This is a genomic window from Rubellimicrobium roseum, assembly GCF_006152145.1.
GTDB lineage: Bacteria > Pseudomonadota > Alphaproteobacteria > Rhodobacterales > Rhodobacteraceae > Rubellimicrobium > Rubellimicrobium roseum.
Genome location: NZ_VDFV01000005.1, coordinates 164,257 through 183,237, shown reverse-complemented (window position 1 = coordinate 183,237; position 18,981 = coordinate 164,257). Strand labels below are relative to the sequence as shown.

17 protein-coding genes and 1 tRNA gene are annotated in these 18,981 nt (G+C 70.5%); 14 read left to right on the top strand and 4 right to left on the bottom strand.

From position 1 onward, the window contains the following. Window positions 1-7: 7 nt before the first annotated feature. The 5 genes from kdpA to FHG71_RS07325 are packed head-to-tail and all read left to right on the top strand — an operon-like array spanning window position 8 to window position 7,771. The gene (kdpA, locus tag FHG71_RS07345) at window positions 8-1,693 is read left to right on the top strand and encodes a potassium-transporting ATPase subunit KdpA (RefSeq protein ID WP_139080973.1); all 1,686 of its coding nucleotides are present in this window, start codon (window positions 8-10) and stop codon (window positions 1,691-1,693) included. Between the two features lie 31 nt (window positions 1,694-1,724). Beyond that, window positions 1,725-3,764 carry a potassium-transporting ATPase subunit KdpB gene (gene kdpB, locus FHG71_RS07340; protein ID WP_139080972.1) on the top strand — a complete coding sequence of 680 codons (2,040 nt, stop codon included), beginning with the start codon at window positions 1,725-1,727 and terminating at the stop codon, window positions 3,762-3,764. Between the two features lie 9 nt (window positions 3,765-3,773). Beyond that, window positions 3,774-4,364 carry a potassium-transporting ATPase subunit KdpC gene (kdpC, locus tag FHG71_RS07335; protein WP_139080971.1) on the top strand — a complete coding sequence of 197 codons (591 nt, stop codon included), beginning with the start codon at window positions 3,774-3,776 and terminating at the stop codon, window positions 4,362-4,364. Between the two features lie 9 nt (window positions 4,365-4,373). Beyond that, window positions 4,374-7,070 (top strand): sensor histidine kinase, encoded by a 2,697-nt coding sequence (locus FHG71_RS07330; protein WP_139080970.1) that lies wholly within the window; start codon window positions 4,374-4,376, stop codon window positions 7,068-7,070. Next, on the top strand, window positions 7,067-7,771 hold the full coding sequence (locus FHG71_RS07325; protein ID WP_139080969.1) for a response regulator: 705 nt from the start codon (window positions 7,067-7,069) through the stop codon (window positions 7,769-7,771). Before FHG71_RS07330 ends, FHG71_RS07325 begins: the two co-directional genes overlap by 4 nt. A 672-nt stretch (window positions 7,772-8,443) precedes the next feature. On the opposite strand, the gene FHG71_RS07320 is transcribed toward FHG71_RS07325, so the two are convergent. Both FHG71_RS07320 and FHG71_RS07315 read right to left on the bottom strand, forming a co-directional pair. Beyond that, entirely contained in the window at window positions 8,444-9,079 is a 636-nt protein-coding gene (locus FHG71_RS07320) for an NrsF family protein (protein WP_139080968.1), read from the bottom strand. Beyond that, entirely contained in the window at window positions 9,076-9,624 is a 549-nt protein-coding gene (locus tag FHG71_RS07315; protein ID WP_246045373.1) for a sigma-70 family RNA polymerase sigma factor, read from the bottom strand. The genes FHG71_RS07320 and FHG71_RS07315 overlap by 4 nt, the downstream gene beginning before the upstream one ends. Before the next feature lie 171 nt (window positions 9,625-9,795). On the opposite strand from FHG71_RS07315, the gene FHG71_RS07310 reads away from it, so the two are divergent. The 9 genes from FHG71_RS07310 to FHG71_RS07270 all read left to right on the top strand — a co-directional run bounded on the left by FHG71_RS07310 (window position 9,796) and on the right by FHG71_RS07270 (window position 17,063). Next, entirely contained in the window at window positions 9,796-10,110 is a 315-nt protein-coding gene (locus FHG71_RS07310) for a BufA1 family periplasmic bufferin-type metallophore (RefSeq protein WP_139080967.1), read from the top strand. Between the two features lie 54 nt (window positions 10,111-10,164). Next, on the top strand, window positions 10,165-11,016 hold the full coding sequence (bufB, locus tag FHG71_RS07305) for an MNIO family bufferin maturase (RefSeq protein ID WP_139080966.1): 852 nt from the start codon (window positions 10,165-10,167) through the stop codon (window positions 11,014-11,016). Further along, entirely contained in the window at window positions 11,000-11,776 is a 777-nt protein-coding gene (locus FHG71_RS07300; RefSeq protein WP_139080965.1) for an HvfC/BufC N-terminal domain-containing protein, read from the top strand. Before bufB ends, FHG71_RS07300 begins: the two co-directional genes overlap by 17 nt. Then, window positions 11,776-12,297, top strand: coding sequence for a DoxX family protein (locus tag FHG71_RS07295; RefSeq protein WP_139080964.1), 522 nt, complete (start codon window positions 11,776-11,778; stop codon window positions 12,295-12,297). Before FHG71_RS07300 ends, FHG71_RS07295 begins: the two co-directional genes overlap by 1 nt. Before the next feature lie 407 nt (window positions 12,298-12,704). Then, entirely contained in the window at window positions 12,705-13,013 is a 309-nt protein-coding gene (locus tag FHG71_RS23470; RefSeq protein WP_176559319.1) for a hypothetical protein, read from the top strand. Window positions 13,014-13,714: 701 nt separating this feature from the next. Next, window positions 13,715-13,788: transfer RNA gene (locus tag FHG71_RS07285), tRNA-Cys, on the top strand. Between the two features lie 515 nt (window positions 13,789-14,303). Then, window positions 14,304-14,957 (top strand): protein-L-isoaspartate O-methyltransferase family protein, encoded by a 654-nt coding sequence (locus FHG71_RS07280; RefSeq protein WP_139080963.1) that lies wholly within the window; start codon window positions 14,304-14,306, stop codon window positions 14,955-14,957. A 40-nt stretch (window positions 14,958-14,997) separates the two neighbouring features. Further along, complete coding sequence (locus FHG71_RS07275) at window positions 14,998-16,395, top strand: TolC family outer membrane protein (protein WP_246045372.1); 1,398 nt, start codon at window positions 14,998-15,000, stop codon at window positions 16,393-16,395. Window positions 16,396-16,460: 65 nt separating this feature from the next. Then, the gene (locus tag FHG71_RS07270; protein WP_139080962.1) at window positions 16,461-17,063 is read left to right on the top strand and encodes a hypothetical protein; all 603 of its coding nucleotides are present in this window, start codon (window positions 16,461-16,463) and stop codon (window positions 17,061-17,063) included. 6 nt (window positions 17,064-17,069) lie between these two features. Here FHG71_RS07270 and FHG71_RS07265 read toward each other — a convergent pair whose 3' ends face one another. Both FHG71_RS07265 and FHG71_RS07260 read right to left on the bottom strand, forming a co-directional pair. Beyond that, complete coding sequence (locus tag FHG71_RS07265) at window positions 17,070-18,518, bottom strand: cobyric acid synthase (RefSeq protein WP_139080961.1); 1,449 nt, start codon at window positions 18,516-18,518, stop codon at window positions 17,070-17,072. A gap of 85 nt (window positions 18,519-18,603) precedes the next feature. Then, the gene (locus tag FHG71_RS07260) at window positions 18,604-18,927 is read right to left on the bottom strand and encodes a DUF6280 family protein (protein ID WP_139080960.1); all 324 of its coding nucleotides are present in this window, start codon (window positions 18,925-18,927) and stop codon (window positions 18,604-18,606) included. Window positions 18,928-18,981: the final 54 nt, after the last annotated feature.

Here is an 18,981-nt window from a genome sequence, read left to right as displayed (position 1 = left end):
GGACTCGATGCGCGACCTTCTCGGCTACATCCTCTTCCTGGGCACCCTGACGGGCGGGGGCTGGCTGCTCGCCGACTACATGATCCGCGTCTACGAGGGCGGGCGGACCTGGTTCTCGCCCGTCCTCGCGCCCATCGAGCGTGGCATCTACCGCCTCTCCGGCATCGACCCCGACCGGGAGCAGTCCTGGGGCGCCTACGCCTTGGCGTGCCTCGCTTGTAATGCGGTGGGCTTTGCCATCCTTTACGCGATCCTGCGGCTCCAGCACGTGCTGCCCTTCAACCCTGACGGCCTCGGTCCGATGTCGCCGGACCTGGCCTTCAACACGGCCACGAGCTTCGTGTCGAACACGAACTGGCAGGCCTACTCGGGCGAGGCGCAGGCCAGCTATTTCAGCCAGATGCTCGGCCTGACGGTCCAGAACTTCGTCTCCGCCGCGACCGGCATGGCCGTGGCTGTGGCGGTGATCCGGGGCTTTGCGCGGCCGAAGGGCTGGACGTTGGGCAACTTCTGGGTCGACCTGACCCGCTCCATCCTCTACGTGCTGCTGCCTCTCTCGATCATCGTGGCCCTCGTGCTAGTCCTCCAGGGCGTGCCGCAGACGCTCCTGGGCCACGTCACCGCCACCGGCCTGGAGGGGGCGACCCAGGTGATCGCGCGGGGCCCGGCGGCCAGCCAGATCGCCATCAAGCAACTCGGCACCAACGGCGGCGGCTTCTTCGGCGTGAACTCGGCGCATCCGTTCGAGAACCCGACGATCCTGTCGAACATGGTGCAGGCCCTGTCGATCCTGCTCATTCCCGTAGCCTTCCCGTTCCTGTTCGGCCGGATGGTTGGGGACCGGCGGCAGGGCTGGGCCATCTTCGCCGCCATGGGCGTCCTGCTCGTGACCGGCCTCTTGGTGGTCCAGCTCTACGAAGCGGCCGGCAATCCGCTCCTCGGGCCGGGCACCAACATGGAGGGCAAGGAGCAGCGCTTCGACGCGACGCTCTCGGCCATGTGGTCGGTCCTGACCACGGCGGCGTCGAACGGCTCGGTCAACGCCATGCACGACAGCTTCATGCCGCTATCCGGACTTGTGCAGATGGCGAACATGGCCACCGGCGAGGTGATCTTCGGCGGCGTGGGCTCGGGTCTCTACGGGATGCTCCTCTACGTGGTGCTCGCGGTGTTCCTCGCGGGCCTCATGGTCGGCCGTACCCCAGAGTACCTCGGCCGCAAGATCGAACGGCGCGAGGTCACGCTGGCGGTCCTCGCTTTCCTGGCCACGCCAGTGGGCCTCCTGATCGGCGGCGCCGTCGCGGTCGTCGCCCCGCAGGCCGTGACCGCTGTGCAGGAGGCAGGACCTCACGGCTTCTCCGAGCTCCTCTACGCCTACACCTCGGCGGCGGGGAACAACGGCTCGGCCTTCGGCGGCTTCGGGGCGGCGCTGCCCTGGCACACCACCGCGCTCGGGATCATCATGATCCTCACGCGCTTCGCCTTCATCGTGCCGATGCTGGCCATCGCCGGGAGCCTGATCCGCAAGCCCAAGGCCGCCGCCACCGCCGGCACGTTCCCGACGCACGGGCCGCTCTTCGTGACGCTCCTCGTGCTGAGCGTGGTGATCCTCGGCGCCCTCACCTTCTTCCCCGTGCTCGCCCTCGGCCCCATCGCCGAGGAGACCGTGCGCCTCGCCGGCCAGACCTTCTGACCGGCGCCATCACTCTCAAGGCACGAAAGCCATGTTCAAGAATCCCCTAGTCTCGCCGGCCCTCGATGGCCTCTATACCAGTTCCCTCCGCGCCACTTTCGCCAAGCTGGACCCGCGCGCCCTGTCTCGCAATCCGGTCATCTTCGTCACCGCTGTCGTGGCGCTCCTCACCACCATCCTCTCGCTCCGTGACATTGCGGCTGGGACGCAAGGCGGCTGGGTCGCCCTCCACCTCTCGGCCTGGCTCTGGCTCTGCGTCCTCTTCGCCAACTTCGCCGAGGCGCTGGCCGAGGGCCGGGGCCGCGCCCGCGCCGACACGTTGCGCGCCACCAAGGCCGAGACGATGGTGAACGTCCTCGACGGCGCCGACGACGACCCGCGCCTCGGGACGCCCAAGCCATCGTCGCGGCTCCGGCAGGGCGACCTCCTGTTCGTCCCGGCGGGCAGCCTCATCCCCACGGACGGAGAGGTGGCGCGCGGGGTGGCGAGCGTGGACGAGAGCGCCATCACCGGCGAGTCCGCCCCCGTCATCCGCGAGTCGGGCGGCGACCGCTCCTCGGTCACGGGCGGCACGCGCGTGGTCTCCGACTGGCTGGTGATCCGCGTCACCGCCGAGCCGGGCAAGAGCTTCCTCGACCGCATGATCGCGCTCGTGGAAGGAGCCGAGCGGCAGAAGACCCCCAACGAGGTCGCCCTCAACATCCTGCTGGCGGGTCTCACGCTCATCTTCCTCGTCGTGGTGGTGACGCTCCAGCCCTTTGCGAGCTACGCGGGGCTGACGATTCCCGTGGTGATCCTGGGCGCGCTCTTCGTCACGCTGATCCCGACGACCATCGGCGGGCTTCTGTCGGCCATCGGCATCGCCGGCATGGACCGGCTGGTGAAGGCCAACATCATCGCCAAGTCGGGCCGCGCGGTAGAGGCCGCAGGCGACGTGGACACGCTGCTCCTCGACAAGACAGGGACGATCACCTTCGGCAACCGCATGGCCGACGCACTTATCCCCGCTCCGGGCGTCGATCTGCGCCGCCTTGCGGAGGCCGCGCTCCTCGCCTCGCTCGCCGACGAGACGCCCGAGGGCAAGAGCCTCGTGGAGAAGGCCCGCGAGCTGCTGGGCCGCGACCTCGCCGCGACCGCAGGCGGGGTGCCGGTCCCGTTCACGGCGCAGACGCGCCTCTCAGGGATTGACCTCGCGGATGGGCGGCAGGTCCGAAAGGGCGCGGCGGATGCGGTGGTCCGCTTTACCGGCCAGGCGCCTGCTCCTGCGCTCGCGGGCCAAGTGGAGGCCATCGCCCGATCGGGCGGCACGCCGCTGCTGGTGGCGGATGGCGCGGCGATCCTGGGCGCGGTGCATCTCAAGGACGTGCTCAAGCCCGGCATGCGCGAGCGCTTCGCGGAACTCCGCGCCATGGGCATCCGCACGGTGATGATCACGGGGGACAACCCGCTCACCGCCGCCGCCATCGCCGCCGAGGCCGGGGTGGACGACTACCTGGCCGAGGCGACGCCCGAGATGAAGCTCGAGCTGATCCGCAAGGAGCAGGCCGGCGGCCGGCTGGTCGCCATGTGCGGCGACGGATCGAACGACGCGCCCGCGCTCGCGCAGGCCGATGTGGGCGTGGCGATGAACTCCGGGACGCCCGCCGCCAAGGAGGCCGGGAACCTCATCGACCTCGACAGCGACCCCACCAAGCTCATCGAGGTGGTGATGGTCGGCAAGGAGCTCCTGATCTCGCGCGGCGCGCTCACCACCTTCTCCATCGCCAACGACGTGGCCAAGTACTTCGCCATCCTGCCCGCGATCTTCGTCGCGGCCTATCCGGGCCTGGGCGCGCTCAACGTGATGCGGCTTGCGAGCCCCCAGTCGGCGGTGCTGTCGGCGGTCATCTTCAACGCGCTCATCCTCGTCGCGCTCGTGCCGCTCGCGCTCCGGGGCGTGAGCTACCGGCCCGCGTCGGCCGCCGCGCTCCTGCGGCGCAACATGCTCGTCTACGGGCTCGGAGGCCTGGTCGTGCCCTTCGTTGGCATCAAGGCCATCGACCTCGTCCTTGTCGCCCTCCACCTCGCCTGAGAGGCCACCATGCTCGCCCAACTCCGTCCAGCCATCATGATGATGGTCTTCTTCACGCTCCTGACTGGCCTCATCTATCCCCTTACCCTGACCGGGATCATGGGGGCAGTCGCCCCGTCCGCCGCCCGCGGCTCGCTCCTCGAGCGCGACGGTGTCGTCATCGGCTCCTCGCTCATCGGCCAGTCATTCGTGGGCACGGCCTACCTCCATCCGCGTGCGTCGGCCTCGGACTGGAATGCGGCCGGGACCGGGGCCACGAACCTCGGGCCGACCTCGGCGCAGCTTGTGGCCGATGTGCAGGCCCGGCGGGAGGCCTTCGCCGCCGAGAACGGCCTGAACCCGGACGAGGTGCCTATCGACGCGGTCACCACGTCCGGCTCCGGCCTCGATCCCGATGTCTCGCCCGCGAACGCGCTGGGTCAGGCGGAGCGGATCGCCGCAGCCCGACGCGCCGACCCGACGGACGTGCGGGCGCTGATCGCGGATCACGTCGAGGGCCGCTGGCTCGGCCTCTACGGCGAGCCGCGCGTCAACGTTCTCCTGACGAACCTGGCGCTCGACCAAGCCTTCCCGCTCGCCGCCGGCCTGGCCTCGAACTAAGGTCCGGCCATGGCCGACCCTATGCTGCGCCCCGAACCCGACGCGCTCCTCGCCTCCGCGGCGCGGGAGGGGCGGGGACGGCTCAAGGTGTTCCTGGGTGCGGCCCCGGGCGTCGGCAAGACCTACGCCATGCTGGAGGCAGCACAGGCGCGTCAGCGCGAGGGCGTGGATGTGGCGGCGGCCGTGGTCGAGACCCATGGTCGCCACGAGACCGAGGCGATGCTCCGTGACCTGCCCGTGCTGCCGCGCCGGCCATTGGTCTACAAGGGCCGCATCCTGACCGAGATGGATCTCGACGGGCTGCTCGCCCGACGCCCCGACCTCGCGCTGATCGACGAGCTCGCCCACACGAACGTCGAGGGCAGCCGCCACGAGAAGCGCTGGCAGGATGTCGAGGAGGTGCTGGCGGCCGGGATCGACGTCTACACGACACTGAACGTCCAGCACGTCGAGACGCTGAACGAGACAGTGGCCCGCATCACCGGCATCCGCGTGCGCGAGACCGTGCCCGACCGCATGCTGGACGAGGCCGACGAGATCGAGCTCATCGACCTGCCACCCGAGGAGCTGCTTCAGCGCCTGCACGCGGGGAAGGTCTACGTGCAGGACCAAGCGGCGCGCGCCGTGCGGGCCTTCTTCGCGAAAGGCAACCTGGTGGCCCTGCGGGAGCTGTCCTTGCGGGCCGCCGCCGACCGGGTGGACGCGGAACTGCGCGAGCACATGGCCGCGCACGCGATCCCCGGCCCTTGGCCCGCGCAGGATCGTCTTCTCGTCGTGGTGACCGAGGATCCCGTGACGCGCGATGCGATCCGCGTGGCCAAGCGCTCCGCCGACCGCGCCCGGACCGAGTGGATCGCCCTCTCGGTCCTGTCCTCGCAAGCCGAGCGCCTGACCTCCGAGGCCAAGGACCGCATTGCCGACTTCCTCCGGCTCGCCGAGCGCCTGGGGGCCGAGCTGGCCACGATCGAGGCCGAACACGATGCCGTCGCCGAGGTGCTGAGCTTTGCCCGCCGTCACAACGTGCGCCGGATCGTCCTCGGCCGCCCAGGGGCACAGACGTGGTTGGAACGGCTGGGCCGCTGGGCTGGAGCCGGGACCCTCGCGCGCGACCTGCTAAGGCAAGGGCGCGACTTCGAGATCACCATCGCATCGGGCAGCGCACCCAGGCCGGGTCGACGGACCGAGTGGCCGCCGAGGCGGACCCGCGAAGGCCTTGGCGTCTATGCCGCGGCCCCGCTCGCGATCGCGTTGGCCACGTCGGCCGCCTGGGCGATCGACACCCTGATCCCCGCACCGAGCTTGTCGCTCATCTACATGACGGCGGTGGTTGCGGTGGCGGCAATCCGGGGCATCGGACCTGCGGTCCTGGCCGCCGCCCTGGGCTTCCTGGCCCACAACTTCTTCTTCGTCGAGCCGCGCCACACCTTCACGGTCGCCGAACGGGGAGAGCTTCTTACCCTTCTTCTCTTCCTGGTGGCCTCGACCGTCACTGGAAACCTCGCTGCCCAACTTCGCGCCCGGGTGCAGGCGCAACGAGCGATCGTGGACCGGCTGGGCAAGCTCCACGACTTCGGCCGCCGCGTGGCCTCGGGGGCCACGCGTGACGACGTGGTCTGGGCGATTGTCAGCAATGTGGCCGGGACGCTCGGCTGCGACACGCTGCTCCTGGCTCCGGACGACGACGGGGGTCTCGCGGTCGTGGGAGGCTTCCCGCCCGAGGATCGCATCGAGACCCGCGACATGACCGCCGCGCGCTTCGCCTGGGACAAGGGCGAGGCCACAGGAAGAGGGACCGGGACACTGCCCACGGCCGACTGGTACTTCCTACCTGTCCGCGCAGGCGACCGCCGCCTTGCGGTCCTGGGCCTGCGGCTAGGGGACGATGCGCGGCTTGCGCTTCTCGACCGGCCGCTGATCGATTCCCTGGCCGACCAGGTCGCCCTGGCGCTCGAACGGGTGCGGCTCGCCGAGGAGCTCTCGAGGACGCAGCTGGCCTCCGAGACCGAGCGGCTCCGGACCGCGCTCCTGTCCTCGGTGAGCCACGACCTGCGGACGCCGCTCGTCACCATCATCGGAGCGGCCGACAGCCTCGCCGAGGACGCGGGCTCCCTCGCGCCGGAGGCGCGGCTCACTTTGGCGGAGACAATCCGCGAGGAAGGGCAGCGGCTCGATCGCTACGTCCAGAACCTCCTCGACATGACGCGACTTGAGCACGGGGCCCTGCGGCCAAGACCGATTGCGGTCGACGTGGCCGATCTCGTCGGGCAGGCTCGGCATCGGCTCCGGCGGGCTCTGGAGCGGTACCCCATAGAGGTCGACCTGCCTGCGGACCTGCCGATGGTGGATGTCGATCTCACCCTGACGGAGCAGGTGCTGGTGAACCTTCTCGACAACGCCGCCAAGTACGGACCCGAGGGACGCCCCATCCGGATCGCCGCGCGAACGCTGGGTTCCGAAGTCGAGCTGTCGGTCAGCGACGACGGGCCCGGCATCCCGCCCGAGCAACGCGAGCGCGTCTTCGGGATGTTCGTGCGGCTCGAGGACAGCGACCGCCACCGGGCCGGGACAGGCCTGGGCCTCGCCATCGCCCGAGGGTTCATCGAGGCCCAGGGTGGCACGATCCACGCCGAGGCCGTGCGGGAGGACGGGACGGGCACGCGCATGGTGCTGGCTCTGCCAACATTTCAGGAAGACCTGACCTCGTGACCTCAGCTGCGCGCATTCTGATCGTGGACGACGAGGCGCCGATCCGTCGCTTCCTGCGCATCGCGCTGGAGTCCGAGGGCTACGAGGTGGTGGAGGCCGGCACCGCCCGCGACGGCATCCGCGCCGCCGCCCACGAGCAGCCCGCGGCCGTGATCCTCGACCTCGGGCTCCCGGATGCTGATGGCCTGGCCGTGCTGAGAGGGATCCGCGAATGGTCGCAGATGCCCGTTCTGGTCCTATCGGTCCGCTCGGACGAGGGCGGAAAGGTCGCGGCGCTGGACGCAGGCGCGCAGGATTACGTCACCAAGCCCTTCGGCACCAGGGAGTTCTTGGCCCGCCTGCGTGCGTTGCTGCGGGACAGGGGCGAGCCCTCCCCAAGCCCCTCGGTGCTGGAGATCGGAGACCTGCGGATCGACGCGGCCGCGCATACGGTGACCAAAGCCAGCGAGCCGGTCAGGCTCACTCGGCGGGAGTTCGACCTCCTTTGGCTCCTCGCGAGCCATGCCGGGCGGCTGGTCACCCAGGGACAGATCCTGCGGACGCTGTGGGGCCCGGCTCATGCCGAGGACAGCCAGTACCTTCGTGTCTATGTGCGGCAGCTTCGGGCCAAGATCGGCGACGACGCGTCGGACCCGCGCTACATCTTCACCGAGCCAGGGGTGGGCTACAGGTTTCGCTCGCAGGGACCAGATCACATCTGATGGGTCGGACGTGACCAGCGGCCGAGCCGGCGCACGCAGCCTGACCAGACCATCGGTTCCGTTCGCCAGAGTTCAAACCCTGCCCCCGCAACCAAATCCCAGACAAACGGCGGCCCCACACGGGCCAGGGCAGCGCAGAAGCTTTCGCAGGGCAACCCCGCCTTGGGAGCTGGCGACGAGGATGCGGTGGGTCGTGCCAGACCTCCTGAAACGCGCATGGCGCGAAATCGTGAAAGGGCTCGTGCCGCAGCCCATCGTGACGGTCGCTCTGGATGTTGTGCAGCGGCGGCATGGTCAGCATGAAGGGCTGGTAGCGCTCGTAGGGGCTGGAGTTACGGGCGGTGGTGTCCTCCATCTACCGGCGCGGTTCCTCGACCGGACCTAGCGACTCGAGCTGAAGCGACTGGTCGGTGGGCGGCCCTGACTGCGTCGACCATGTCGAGGAAGGAGAATTGGGAGCCCGAGACGGCGAACCGGCCCGAAGGAACATCGCGGTCGAGCGACGCGTGGGCGGTGCTTGCCATAGAGATCCTGAACCCGCTGCCGGACCTCGACGGCGATCAAGCCGTACGCCGCCTCCCGGAGACTATCGGCGGACGGTTGAGGCCCAGCCATCTAGGGACAGAAGACCTAGGTCATATGGCTCTGTCGGTGGACCGACCTGATACGCCATCACCAGCGTAGCCAGCGCGATCCTAGGACGGCGCCCGCCGCGGAAGCGATCACGATCCCCGTGCCATACCAAGTGACGTAGAACAGCGGGGCGTCCTCGGGGCAGTGAAAGGCGTAGATTGCGGCCGCGCCCGCCCCGCCGGCCAGACCGGCAAGGGCGCCGGAGAGCGCAGGGCGGGGACTGGCGCCGCGGCGCAGGGCGGCGAGCAGGGCGGCGGTCGGCAGCACGGCCAGCGCCAGGATCGAGAGCAGGCAGGCGAGCCGCGTCTGGCCGCGCAGGGCTTCGTCCCAGGTCTCGGGCGGGGTAATGGCGAGGTCGAGGGTCAGCAGGCCCAGCCATGCGACGCCAAGGGCTCCAAGTCCCGGCAACGCCCGCGTGGCGTGGCCCTCGGGGCGCGACAGCTCCAAGCCGCCGGCCAGCGCCATCGCAGCCGCGAGCATGGGCAGGGCGATTTTAGCCAACACGAGCGGGTCGGCGAGCGCCAGCCCGAGCCCGGACCGCAGGCCCCAGCCGACAAGCATGATGACCAGCGTGGCGAGAAACGCCGGCGTCCAGGCGGCCACGACGCCCGATCGGACCGACACGGCGGATTCCTCCTCCCGGGCGAGGCGCTCGATCAGGTCCTCGGTTCTCATCGCGGCGATCCCTGGGTCATTGCGCCGAGGCGCTTGAGAGCCCGGTGGAGCGCCACTCGGACCGCCCCCTCCGACATGGACAGCCGCCGCCCGATCTCGGCGGGCGCTTCGTCGTGGAGATGGGCCGAGCGGACGATCTCGGCGGCGCGCGGATCGAGCCGCCCGAGCAGGCGTGCGGCGTCGCGCGCCGCGTCCGGGTCAGGTCCCGGCTCGGCGGGGAGCACCTCGGCGCGGTCCGCGATGTCAAGATGGAGCCGGGCGCCGCGAGCCCGGAAGGCGTCGGCCACCTTGTGGCGCGCGATGGCGAAAAGCCAAGGGCGCAGCGGGCGACCCGCGTCCCAGGTATGGCGCTTGGCGTGAATGGCGAGAAGAACCTCTTGCACGATGTCCTCGTGGTGATGGACCGGCAGCGCTTGGCCGCGGGCCCGGACGATGCCCCTCAGGACAGGGGCGACCTCGCGCAGGAAGCGGGCGTAGGCGCGCCCGTCCCCCGCCTTCGCCGCCCGCAGGAGGGCGGCCCAATCGCTCTCTGTGTCCCGCATCATGCCAGTCCCTTCGGCCGGAACAGGCCCGATGTTACAGGCGGCAACCACCCTTCTGCGCTTCCATGATCCGGGCATCACGCTGTCGTGACCAGCGTAACGGAAGCCGGACGCTCCTCGAAAAGCCCTGCCGAGGACCGCGACAGGTCCTTTCCATCCCTCAGGGAGACCGTGATGACCCGAATGACGACCACCCTCCAGCTCACCGCCACGCTTGCCACGGCCCTTGCGATGGCCGCTTCCGCCGCCCAGGCCCAGGAGGAGGCCGAGATGGAAAAGTGTTTCGGCGTGTCGCTCGCCGGCGAGAACGACTGCGCCGCGGGCCCCGGCACGACCTGCGCCGGCACGTCTGTGGTGGACTACCAGGGCAACGCCTGGACCCTCGTGCCCGCCGGGACCTGCGCCACCATCGAGCTACCCGCGCAGGCCGACGGCACGGCCCGTATGGGCAGCCTCGAGGCCCTCGACCGCGACCTGCCCTCGGCCTGAAGCCTCAGGGGCGGTCCCCGGGGCCGCCCCCTCCTTTTCCGCACAGGACCCGCCATGCCGCTTCCCGACGCCCCCGGCCTGGGCTTCAAGGCCGAGCACTTCGCCGACATCGTCAGCAGCCGGCCCGCCCTGGGCTTCTGGGAGGTCCACGCTGAGAACTACATGGGCGAAGGCGGACGACCGCACGCGCAACTCGCCGCGCTGCGCGACGATTGCGCCATGTCGATCCACGGCGTGGGCCTGTCGATCGGCGGGCCGGGGCGGCTCGACGCCGCCCACCTCGCGCGGCTGCGGCGGCTCTGCGACCGTTACGAGCCCGACAGCTTCTCCGAGCACCTCGCCTGGTCCAGCCACGAGGGTACCTTCCTGAACGATCTGTTGCCGCTCCCCTATACGGAGGAGACGCTGGGGATCGTCTGCGACCACGTGGACGAGGTGCAGGCCGCGCTCGGACGGCGGATGCTCCTCGAGAACCCCTCGACCTACGTCCTCTTCGCCCAGTCCACGATTCCCGAGACCGAGTTCCTGGCCGAAGTCGCGCGCCGCACGAGCTGCGGGCTCCTCCTCGACGTCAACAACGTCTTCGTCTCGGCCACGAACCATCGGACCGACCCGCACGCCTACCTCGACGCCTTCCCGCTCCATGCGGTGGGCGAGATCCACCTGGGCGGCTTCTTCGAGGAGGCGCTGCCCTCCGGGCCGCTCCTCATTGATGCTCATGGCACCCCCGTCGCCGATCCGGTCTGGGATCTCTTCGCTTTCATACTGGAGCGGACAGGGCCCAGGCCCACGCTGATCGAATGGGACAACGACGTGCCGTCCTTCGCAACGCTGCTGCGCGAGGCCGAGCGCGCGCGCGCGGCGCTCGACCGCGCGCGGGGAGGCCTACTTGCCTTCGCATCCTGATCTCGTCGCGGCCTTTCGATCCGGCGTCTGGACCGGGGCGCTGCCCCCGGGCGTGACCGCGCGCGACCCCGCCGAGGCCGCCCGCCGCTTCGCCGTCCATCGGAACAACGTCGCACATGGCCTCTCGGAGGCGCTGGCCACCCGCTTCCCCGTGGTGCGGCGGCTGGTGGGGGAGCGGTTCTTCTCGGCGATGGCCCGCGCCTTCGCCCAGGCGCATCCGCCGGAATCTCCGGTCCTGCTCGCCTGGGGCGGAGCCTTTCCCCAGTTCCTTGAGGCATTCCCCCCAGCGACCGCGCTCCCCTACCTCCCCGATGTGGCGCGGCTCGAAACCGCCCTCGGCCTCGCCTACCACGCCGGCGACGCCGAGCCCCTCTCCCCCGCCGACCTTGTCCGCCTCGCGCAGGAGCCCGACACGGCGCGGCTCGGGCTTCATCCCTCCGTGCAGGTCGTCGCGTCGTGCTACGCCATCGTGTCGATCTGGCGCGCCAACCGGCCTGGCGCGCCGGCGCGGCCGGTCGCCGCCGTGAACCCCGAGACGGCCCTGGTCCTGCGCGACCGCCGCCTCGACGTGATCGCCCAGGCCATTTCGCCCGGAGACGCGGCGTTCCTTTCCCAGTTGCGTGACGGCGACACGCTCCTCGCCTTCGCAGCCGCCGCAAGCGTCGAGCCCGGCCACGATCCCGCGCCGCTGCTGGCGCGGCTCGTTAGCGCCGGGGTGCTCGTTGCGCCCGCCCTGCCGCCCATGAAGGATCATCCTTGATGACCCCTGCGTCCCGCGACCCTCTCGAGTTCCTCCGCCGGTTCAACAACTGGGGTGACCGGCTGCCCTATGCGGCGGTCGGCCTTGCACTGCGGCTGTTCCCTGCGGCGGTGTTCTGGGCCTCGGCCCGCACCAAGGTGGACGGCTGGCAGATCGCCGAGTCGACCTGGTACCTCTTCGAGCACGAGTACGCCCTGCCTCTGATCCCTTCGGCCGTCGCCGCTGTCCTTGCCACGTTGGCCGAGCACCTGCTGTCGGTGGCGCTCGTGCTGGGGCTGATGACACGGCTCTCGGCCTTAGGGCTCCTGACGATGACGCTGGTGATCCAGACCTTCGTCTATCCCGAGGCCTGGATGACGCATGGCCTCTGGGCGGCTTGCCTCCTTGCCCTCATCCGCTTCGGGCCCGGCGCCCTGTCGCTCGACGCGCTCCTGGGGCTGGATGGCCGCATGAGATCGCCGGCGGTCACCGCAGGAGCGCGGACCCGATCCTTGGAGCGCAGCGCGGGCTCCAGATCCTGATCTGTCCTTGCATCCTGCCGGTGCTACCCCTCGTGCTCGCGGCCGGCAAAGCGCTTTCGTCGTCGTCCTGGGCCTCGGTGGCGCTTGTCTTGATAACCGTCGGACTCGCGCTCCTCCTGCCTGCGCTGGGTAGATGCGTGGAACCGGCGCTCGCCGGGATGGCGGCGTGCTTCTGGGTGCGGTCTGGAATCCCCGCATCGGCCCGACGCTCGGCGCGGCCATCGTGCTTGCCGCCCAAGGGCAGAACCTCGGGCGCGCCGGCGCCGTCATGTCCACCTTCGTGCTGGGCGTGGCGGCGGTCGTCCTCGCTTTTGCCTACAGCGCCCTCGCACCCTCCTGCCGCTTGCCCTGCCGGCCGCCTCCGAGACGAAGCGGCAGTTCTACGCCCCCAACCTGCGGAGTAGGTCATGGCCAAAGGCGAGGTCATCCTCCTCGACTTCCGGGCGCCGCAGTTCAGCACCAGCCGCGCGCAGGAGCGAGTTCTCGACGCGCGGCGCGACGAGACCCCGGCCTACGAGGCCATCCGCTTCATCGTCAATATGGATACCGATGACCCGGGCGAGCTTGCCCGCTCGCTGGACACGGTGGCGAAGTGGAGGCAACCCTCGCCAGTTGCGAGGCACGTGATGTCGGCCGTCCAGCCTCGCCCAAACCGGGGCGCTTTGGAACCGTCGGTCGAGCAGGGTCGGCGCTCAACAGAGGATGGCGGCGGTTGATTGCGCAGGGCCGGCAGTGTCACGCTGCGAGCGCCCGGATACGGCGGTGGCGCGCATGAGCCGTTCGACCCGGCCGCGTCTGCACCGGCGCTCCTGGGTGCGCAAGGCGAGTTGTCTGCGTGGGCTATCTCACGCCAGCACCACCGTGAGGAGGACGATGGCGTTCTCCAGAATGCCACGGTCCAGGCGCGTGCGTTCGCCTCGAAACCTGGTGTTCCCCGAAGCCAGATCGGCCGGCCACGCGATCTGCTCGGTCTCCCGGCTGGGTCCGTCGCTGGAGAGGAACCGCTCGGGCTTCCGGGTATGCAGGCACCGGCCGGCCAGCGCCCACGCGATCGCGTGCGATGGCTATGAGCCAATCGGCCAGAGCGTCCGGCGCCATAACCGCACCAACCGAGCGCGCCGGGTCTGCCACGACGGGTAGGGCGAAGGCTTCGCTCGTCGGTCCGCAGGGTGTCGAACGACGTGCTCCACCTGCGTGCCCATCACTCGTCCGGATCGCGCATCCTGACCGAAGTGAAGCGGGCTGCAGTTCAAGGCAACGGTCAGCAAACGCGCGGCTGTGCTGCGGCAGATCATGCAAGAGTGCTAAGCGCGCGTGATGCCGCGTTGAACAGAGCGAGCACGTAACGACAACCAGGCTCCCGGATGGATCGCCACTTGACCAGTACTACCCTAACCCTTAATCCCCGCAGGGCGACGGCGAGTTGGCGGAGAGGTTACGCAGCGGATTGCAAATCCGTGTAGACCGGTTCGATTCCGGTACTCGCCTCCATTACTCCTTGAAGAACAGACCATCCGGCCGAGCGCTTGGCTTTGGTAGCCAATCTGGACTTGATCCTTCAGGAGTCACCAAGGCGCCCGATCCGGCCGTGCTGCGGGCCGAGAAGCGGCTCTCAATCGCGTTACAGATGCAGACCTTGGCGTCTGACGGACAGGATCCTGCACCGTGACGCGCCCCTTGGCCTAGAGGCGCCCTCCAATCCGCGTGATCTCCGGAAACTGCCGGTGATTGGCATGGCCCGCCTTGGCTTAGGGCGTGAGGGAGACGAGTGCCAAAGTCGACCCGGTCGGCACGGGCTTGCAATCCGCGGCACAAGCTCTCCACCAACTCGCCGCCGCAGGGACGTGGTTCTCCCGCCGGGGCCGTAAATCCATAATGATCTTCGGGCATGACATGGACGCCACGCGTCCGCGGGCCTAAAGGGCAGGCGCGCGCGGCCCCGATTGCCCCGGCCGCGCCCCTGTGCCATCACTCCTCGCAAGCCGAGACACCGGAGCGTTCCCCCCTTGTCCGATTTCCAGACCCGCCGCACGATGATGGTGGACACGCAGGTCCGCCCGTCCGAGGTGACCCGCTTCCCGATTATCGAGGCCATGCTGCACGTCCCGCGCGAGGAGTTCGTGCCCGAATCGCGCCGCGAGGCCGCTTACCTGGGCGAAAACCTCCTTGTCGCCCCCGGCCGCGTGGTGCTCGAGCCGCGGACGCTGGGCAAGTTCCTCGAAGCTCTCGACATCCGCCCCGGCGAGCGCGTGCTCGACCTGGCCACGGGCCTGGGCTACGGCGCCGCCGTGATCGCGCGGATGGGCGGCGAGGTCATCGCCCTGGAGGAGGACCCCGCCCTGGCGCAGGCCGCCTCGACGGCGCTGGCCGGGCAGGGGGCCTCCCGGGCCCGCGTCCAGGTCGGTCCCCTGGCCGAAGGGGCGCCCGCGGGGGCGCCATACGACGTGATCCTGATCGAGGGCGCGGTCGAGGTGATTCCCGATGCGCTCCTCGCGCAGCTTGCCGAAGACGGGCGCATCGCCGCCCTTTTCGCTGAAGAGAACCTGGGCACCGCCCGGATCGGTCGCAAGGAAGGCGGCCAGGTCCACTGGCGTTACGCCTTCAATGCCGGGGCCCCCGTGCTGCCCGGCTTCGGTCGCGCCTCGGCCTTCGTCCTCTGACGGCGCGCGGGGCACAAACGGGACGAGCGGAGGGAGCGACATGCGACACATCATCCGCGGGGCCCTGATGGCTCTCCTGCTCGGATCCACGGCGGTCCGGGCCGAGACGCTGGCCGACACGCTGGCCTTCGGCTACGAGAGCTCCGGCCTCATCGAGCAGAACCGCGCCGTGCTGCGCGCCGCGGACGAGGACGTGGCCCAGGCCGTTGCCAGCCTGCGCCCGGTCCTGAGCTGGCAGGCCGAGCTCGCCCGCAGCTTCACCCGCAACGAGGACGGGCTGAACCTGACCGGCGACACCTCGACCGTTTCGGACAGCGCCTCCCTGTCGCTCCTGGCTTCGCTGACGCTCTATGACGGCGGCCAGCGCCGCTTGACGATCGACCTCCAGAAGGAGGTGGTACTCGCCACCCGCGAGGGGCTGCGCGACACCGAGCGCCAGGTTCTCGAGCAGATCGTCACCGCCTACCAGGAGGTGCGCCGCCGCTCGGCCTTCGTGAGCCTGCGCGAAAGCAACGTCCGCGTCATCGGGCAGGAGCTGCAGGCCGCGCGCGACCGCTTCGAGGTGGGCGAGATCACCCGCACGGACGTGGCGCTCGCCGAGGCGCAGCTCGCCGCCGCGCGCAGCGAACTCGTGGCCGACCAAGGCGGGCTCGCGCAGGCTGTCGCGGCGTTCCGCGCCGCCGTGGGCCGCGCGCCCGGCCAGCTCCAGCCCGCCGCCCCCGCCCGTGTGCCCGCCACGCTGGACGAGGCCGTGCAGATCGCCCTGCGCACGCATCCGGCGCTGCGCCAGGCCCAGCACCAGGTCGCCGCCAACGAGATCGCCATCCTGTCCACCGAGGCCAGCCTGCGGCCGCAGGTGCAGCTCGAGGCGCGGCCCTCGATCAACAACAGCCTGGATGGCGGCAGCAGCACGCTGGGCGCCTCCATCGGCCTCAGCGCCGGCGGCGAGATCTACTCGGGCGGGGCCCGCGCCTCGCAGATCCGCCAGGCCCAGGCCGACCGCGACGCCAGCCGCGCCCAGCTCATCGAAACCTCGCGCAACATCGTGCAGAGCGTCAGCATCGCCTATTCCAACCTGGAGGTTGCCCGCGCCACCCTCGTCGCCTTCCAGGAGCAGGTCCGCGCCGCGCAGTCCGCCTTCGAGGGCGTGCGCGAGGAGGCGACCCTGGGCGCGCGCACCACGCTCGACGTGCTGGAGGCCGAGCAGGACCTCCTCGACGCCCGCACCAACCTCGCGGGGGCCGAGATCGACGAGGTGCTGGCCAGCTATCAGGTGCTCTCGGCCGCAGGCCTGCTCACGGTGGAGAACCTCGGGCTCGCCGTGGCGGTCTACGACCCCACCGCCTATTACAACCTCGTGGACGACGCCCCCGCCCGCGGCTCCGAGCAGGGCCGGGCGCTCGACCGCGTGCTCCAGTCGATCGGCGCGGGGGACTGACCCCCGCGACGGGCCGGACGGCGCGGACCGGCCAAGATCCGCTCCACCCGGCGAACGGAAGTTCCATGACGCAAGCTCCCCATGACGCCGAGGCCCAGGACGTCCTCTCGGCCATCCGTCGCCTGATCGACGACAACCGCCCCGGCCCCGCGCCTGCGCCCTTCGTTCTGGGCGACGACCTCCGTGTGGCCGAGCCCGCGGCCGCTCCCGAGCCGCTGGTCCTGCGCTCGCCCGTGGTCCCGCCGAGTCGCCCCGTCACACCGGCCTCGCCCGAAGCCGCCCCGGTGCCGCCCGCAGCCCAGGCCGAAGCCGCCCCGGTGCCGCCGACCCCCGACGCCCCGCCCACGCCGCCGCCCTCGACATTGTCCGCGCCAAGCGTCATCGCGCGGCTCGTGCCTCCGCCGGTGCCCGACGCTCCTTCTTCGTCCAGCGTCGATGCGCCCGCTGTCATCGTCAGCGCCGGCCTGCACCCGCCCATGCCGCCGGTCGAGCCGCCGACCCGGCCCCTCGCGCAGCCCGCCGACGAGGCCGCGCTGCGCGCCCTCATCGCCCAGGTGGTCCGCGAGGAGCTTCAGGGCGAGTTGGGCGAGCGGATGACGCGCAACCTTCGCAAGCTCGTCCGGCGCGAGGTGCTACAGGCCCTCGGCGCCGCCCGCGACGGCGCCTGAGAGGGCTCAGGCCGCCAGCCGCCAGAGCGCGTCGAGGTCGAGGTGCCGCGCCACATGCGCGGCCAGGCGATCGAGCGTGGCCTCGACCTCGCCTTCCCAGTCGAAGGGGGCAGGGGCCGCGCCCAGCTCCGAGAGCATCGCCGCACGGAAAGCGTCCGCGCCGAAGAGCCCATGAAGATAGGTGCCCCGGACGCGCCCGTCGGCGCTCTCCGCACCCTCAGGGCGGCCGTCGATCTCCAGCCAGGGCCGGGCGAGGTCCGGCCCCTCCGTGCGGCCCAGGTGGATCTCGTAGCCCGCCACGGCCATTCCCGTGGCCCGGTGCGTCCCCGCCACGCGGGCCAGCCGCTTCTCGCGCCCCATCACGGTCGTGACGTCCAAGAGGCCCAGCCCCTCCACGCCGCCGGGCGGCCCTTCCAGTCCCTCGGGGTCCTCGATTCGACGGCCCAGCATCTGGAAGCCGCCGCAGATCCCCAGCACGCGCCCGCCGCGCCGCCGATGGGCCAGGAGGTCGATGTCCCAACCCTGCGCCCGCAGGAAGGCGAGGTCGGCGATGGTGGACTTCGACCCCGGCAGGATCACGAGGTCCGCGTCGCCCGGCAGGGCGCGGCCCGGCGGCACGATCTCGACGCCCACCCCCGGCGTGGCCGACAAGGGGTCGAGGTCGTCGAAGTTGGCGATCCGCCGCAGCTGCGGCACCGCGACCTTGACCGATCCCCGGCTGCCGCGCCCGGCGAGGTCCAGCACGTCCTCGGCCGGCAGCCGCCAGGCCTCCTCGAACCACGGGACGACGCCCAGCCCCGCCCAGCCCGTCCGCTCCGCGATGAGCCGGAACCCGTCGTCGAAGAGGCTCGGGTCCCCCCGGAACTTGTTCACGGCAAAGCCGCGGATCATCGCCGCGTCCTCGGGGTCGAGCACTTCCCGCGTGCCCACGAGCTGCGCGATCACGCCACCCCGGTCGATGTCGCCCACCAGCACCACGGGCACATTCGCCGCGCGCGCGAATCCCATGTTGGCGATGTCGCCCGCCCGCAGGTTGACCTCGGCGGGGCTGCCCGCGCCCTCGACGACCACGAGGTCCGCCCCGGAGCCCAGCCGCCCGAAGCTTTCCAGCACCGGGGCCATGAGGGACGGCTTCAGCTTCGCATAATCTCGTGCCCGGACGCTCGCCACGCGCCGGCCCTGCACGACCACCTGCGCGCCGGTCTCGGTCTCGGGCTTTAGCAGCACCGGATTCATGTCGGTGTGGGGCTCCAGCCCCGCCGCGCGCGCCTGCAGCGCCTGCGCCCGGCCGATCTCGCCGCCATCCACCGTCACGGCCGCGTTGTTCGACATGTTCTGCGGCTTGAAGGGCGCGACGCGCAGCCCGCGCTGCCGGAACGCCCGCGCAATCCCGGCGACCAGCAGCGACTTGCCCACGTTCGAGCCCGCGCCCTGGATCATGATGGCCTTGGCCATGGACCTCCCCCGTCCAGCAAACCCTGTCCAACAAAAAACGCGGACCCTGGGGCCCGCGTCATAGAAGTGAAATGAGAATGCCTTATCAGGCGGCCTTGGCTTCTTCCTCGGCGGCGTGGCGACGCTCGCTTTCCTCGCGCGACAGAGCCACGGAGGTCCGCACGCCCTTGCCCACGAAATCCATCAGACCCTGGACGACCCGCTCGTTCGGGTCGATGCCGGCGCAGGTGAGGACTTCGCGCCCGTCCTTGGACCGCGCCCAGCGGGCGATCTGCTCGGGACCGTTGCCGAACTTCTTGTCGTCGGCGATGGCGTCGTCCAGCGCCGCCAGCACGACCGCCGCGAACAGCTTGCGCGCGCGGTTGCCCTGCTCGTTGTTGTAGGCGGTGCTGTCGATGAAATCCTTCATTTCGCTTCCTTTTTTGTTATTGGCTCTTGCGTCCCGGTGCGCCCGGGGCAAACT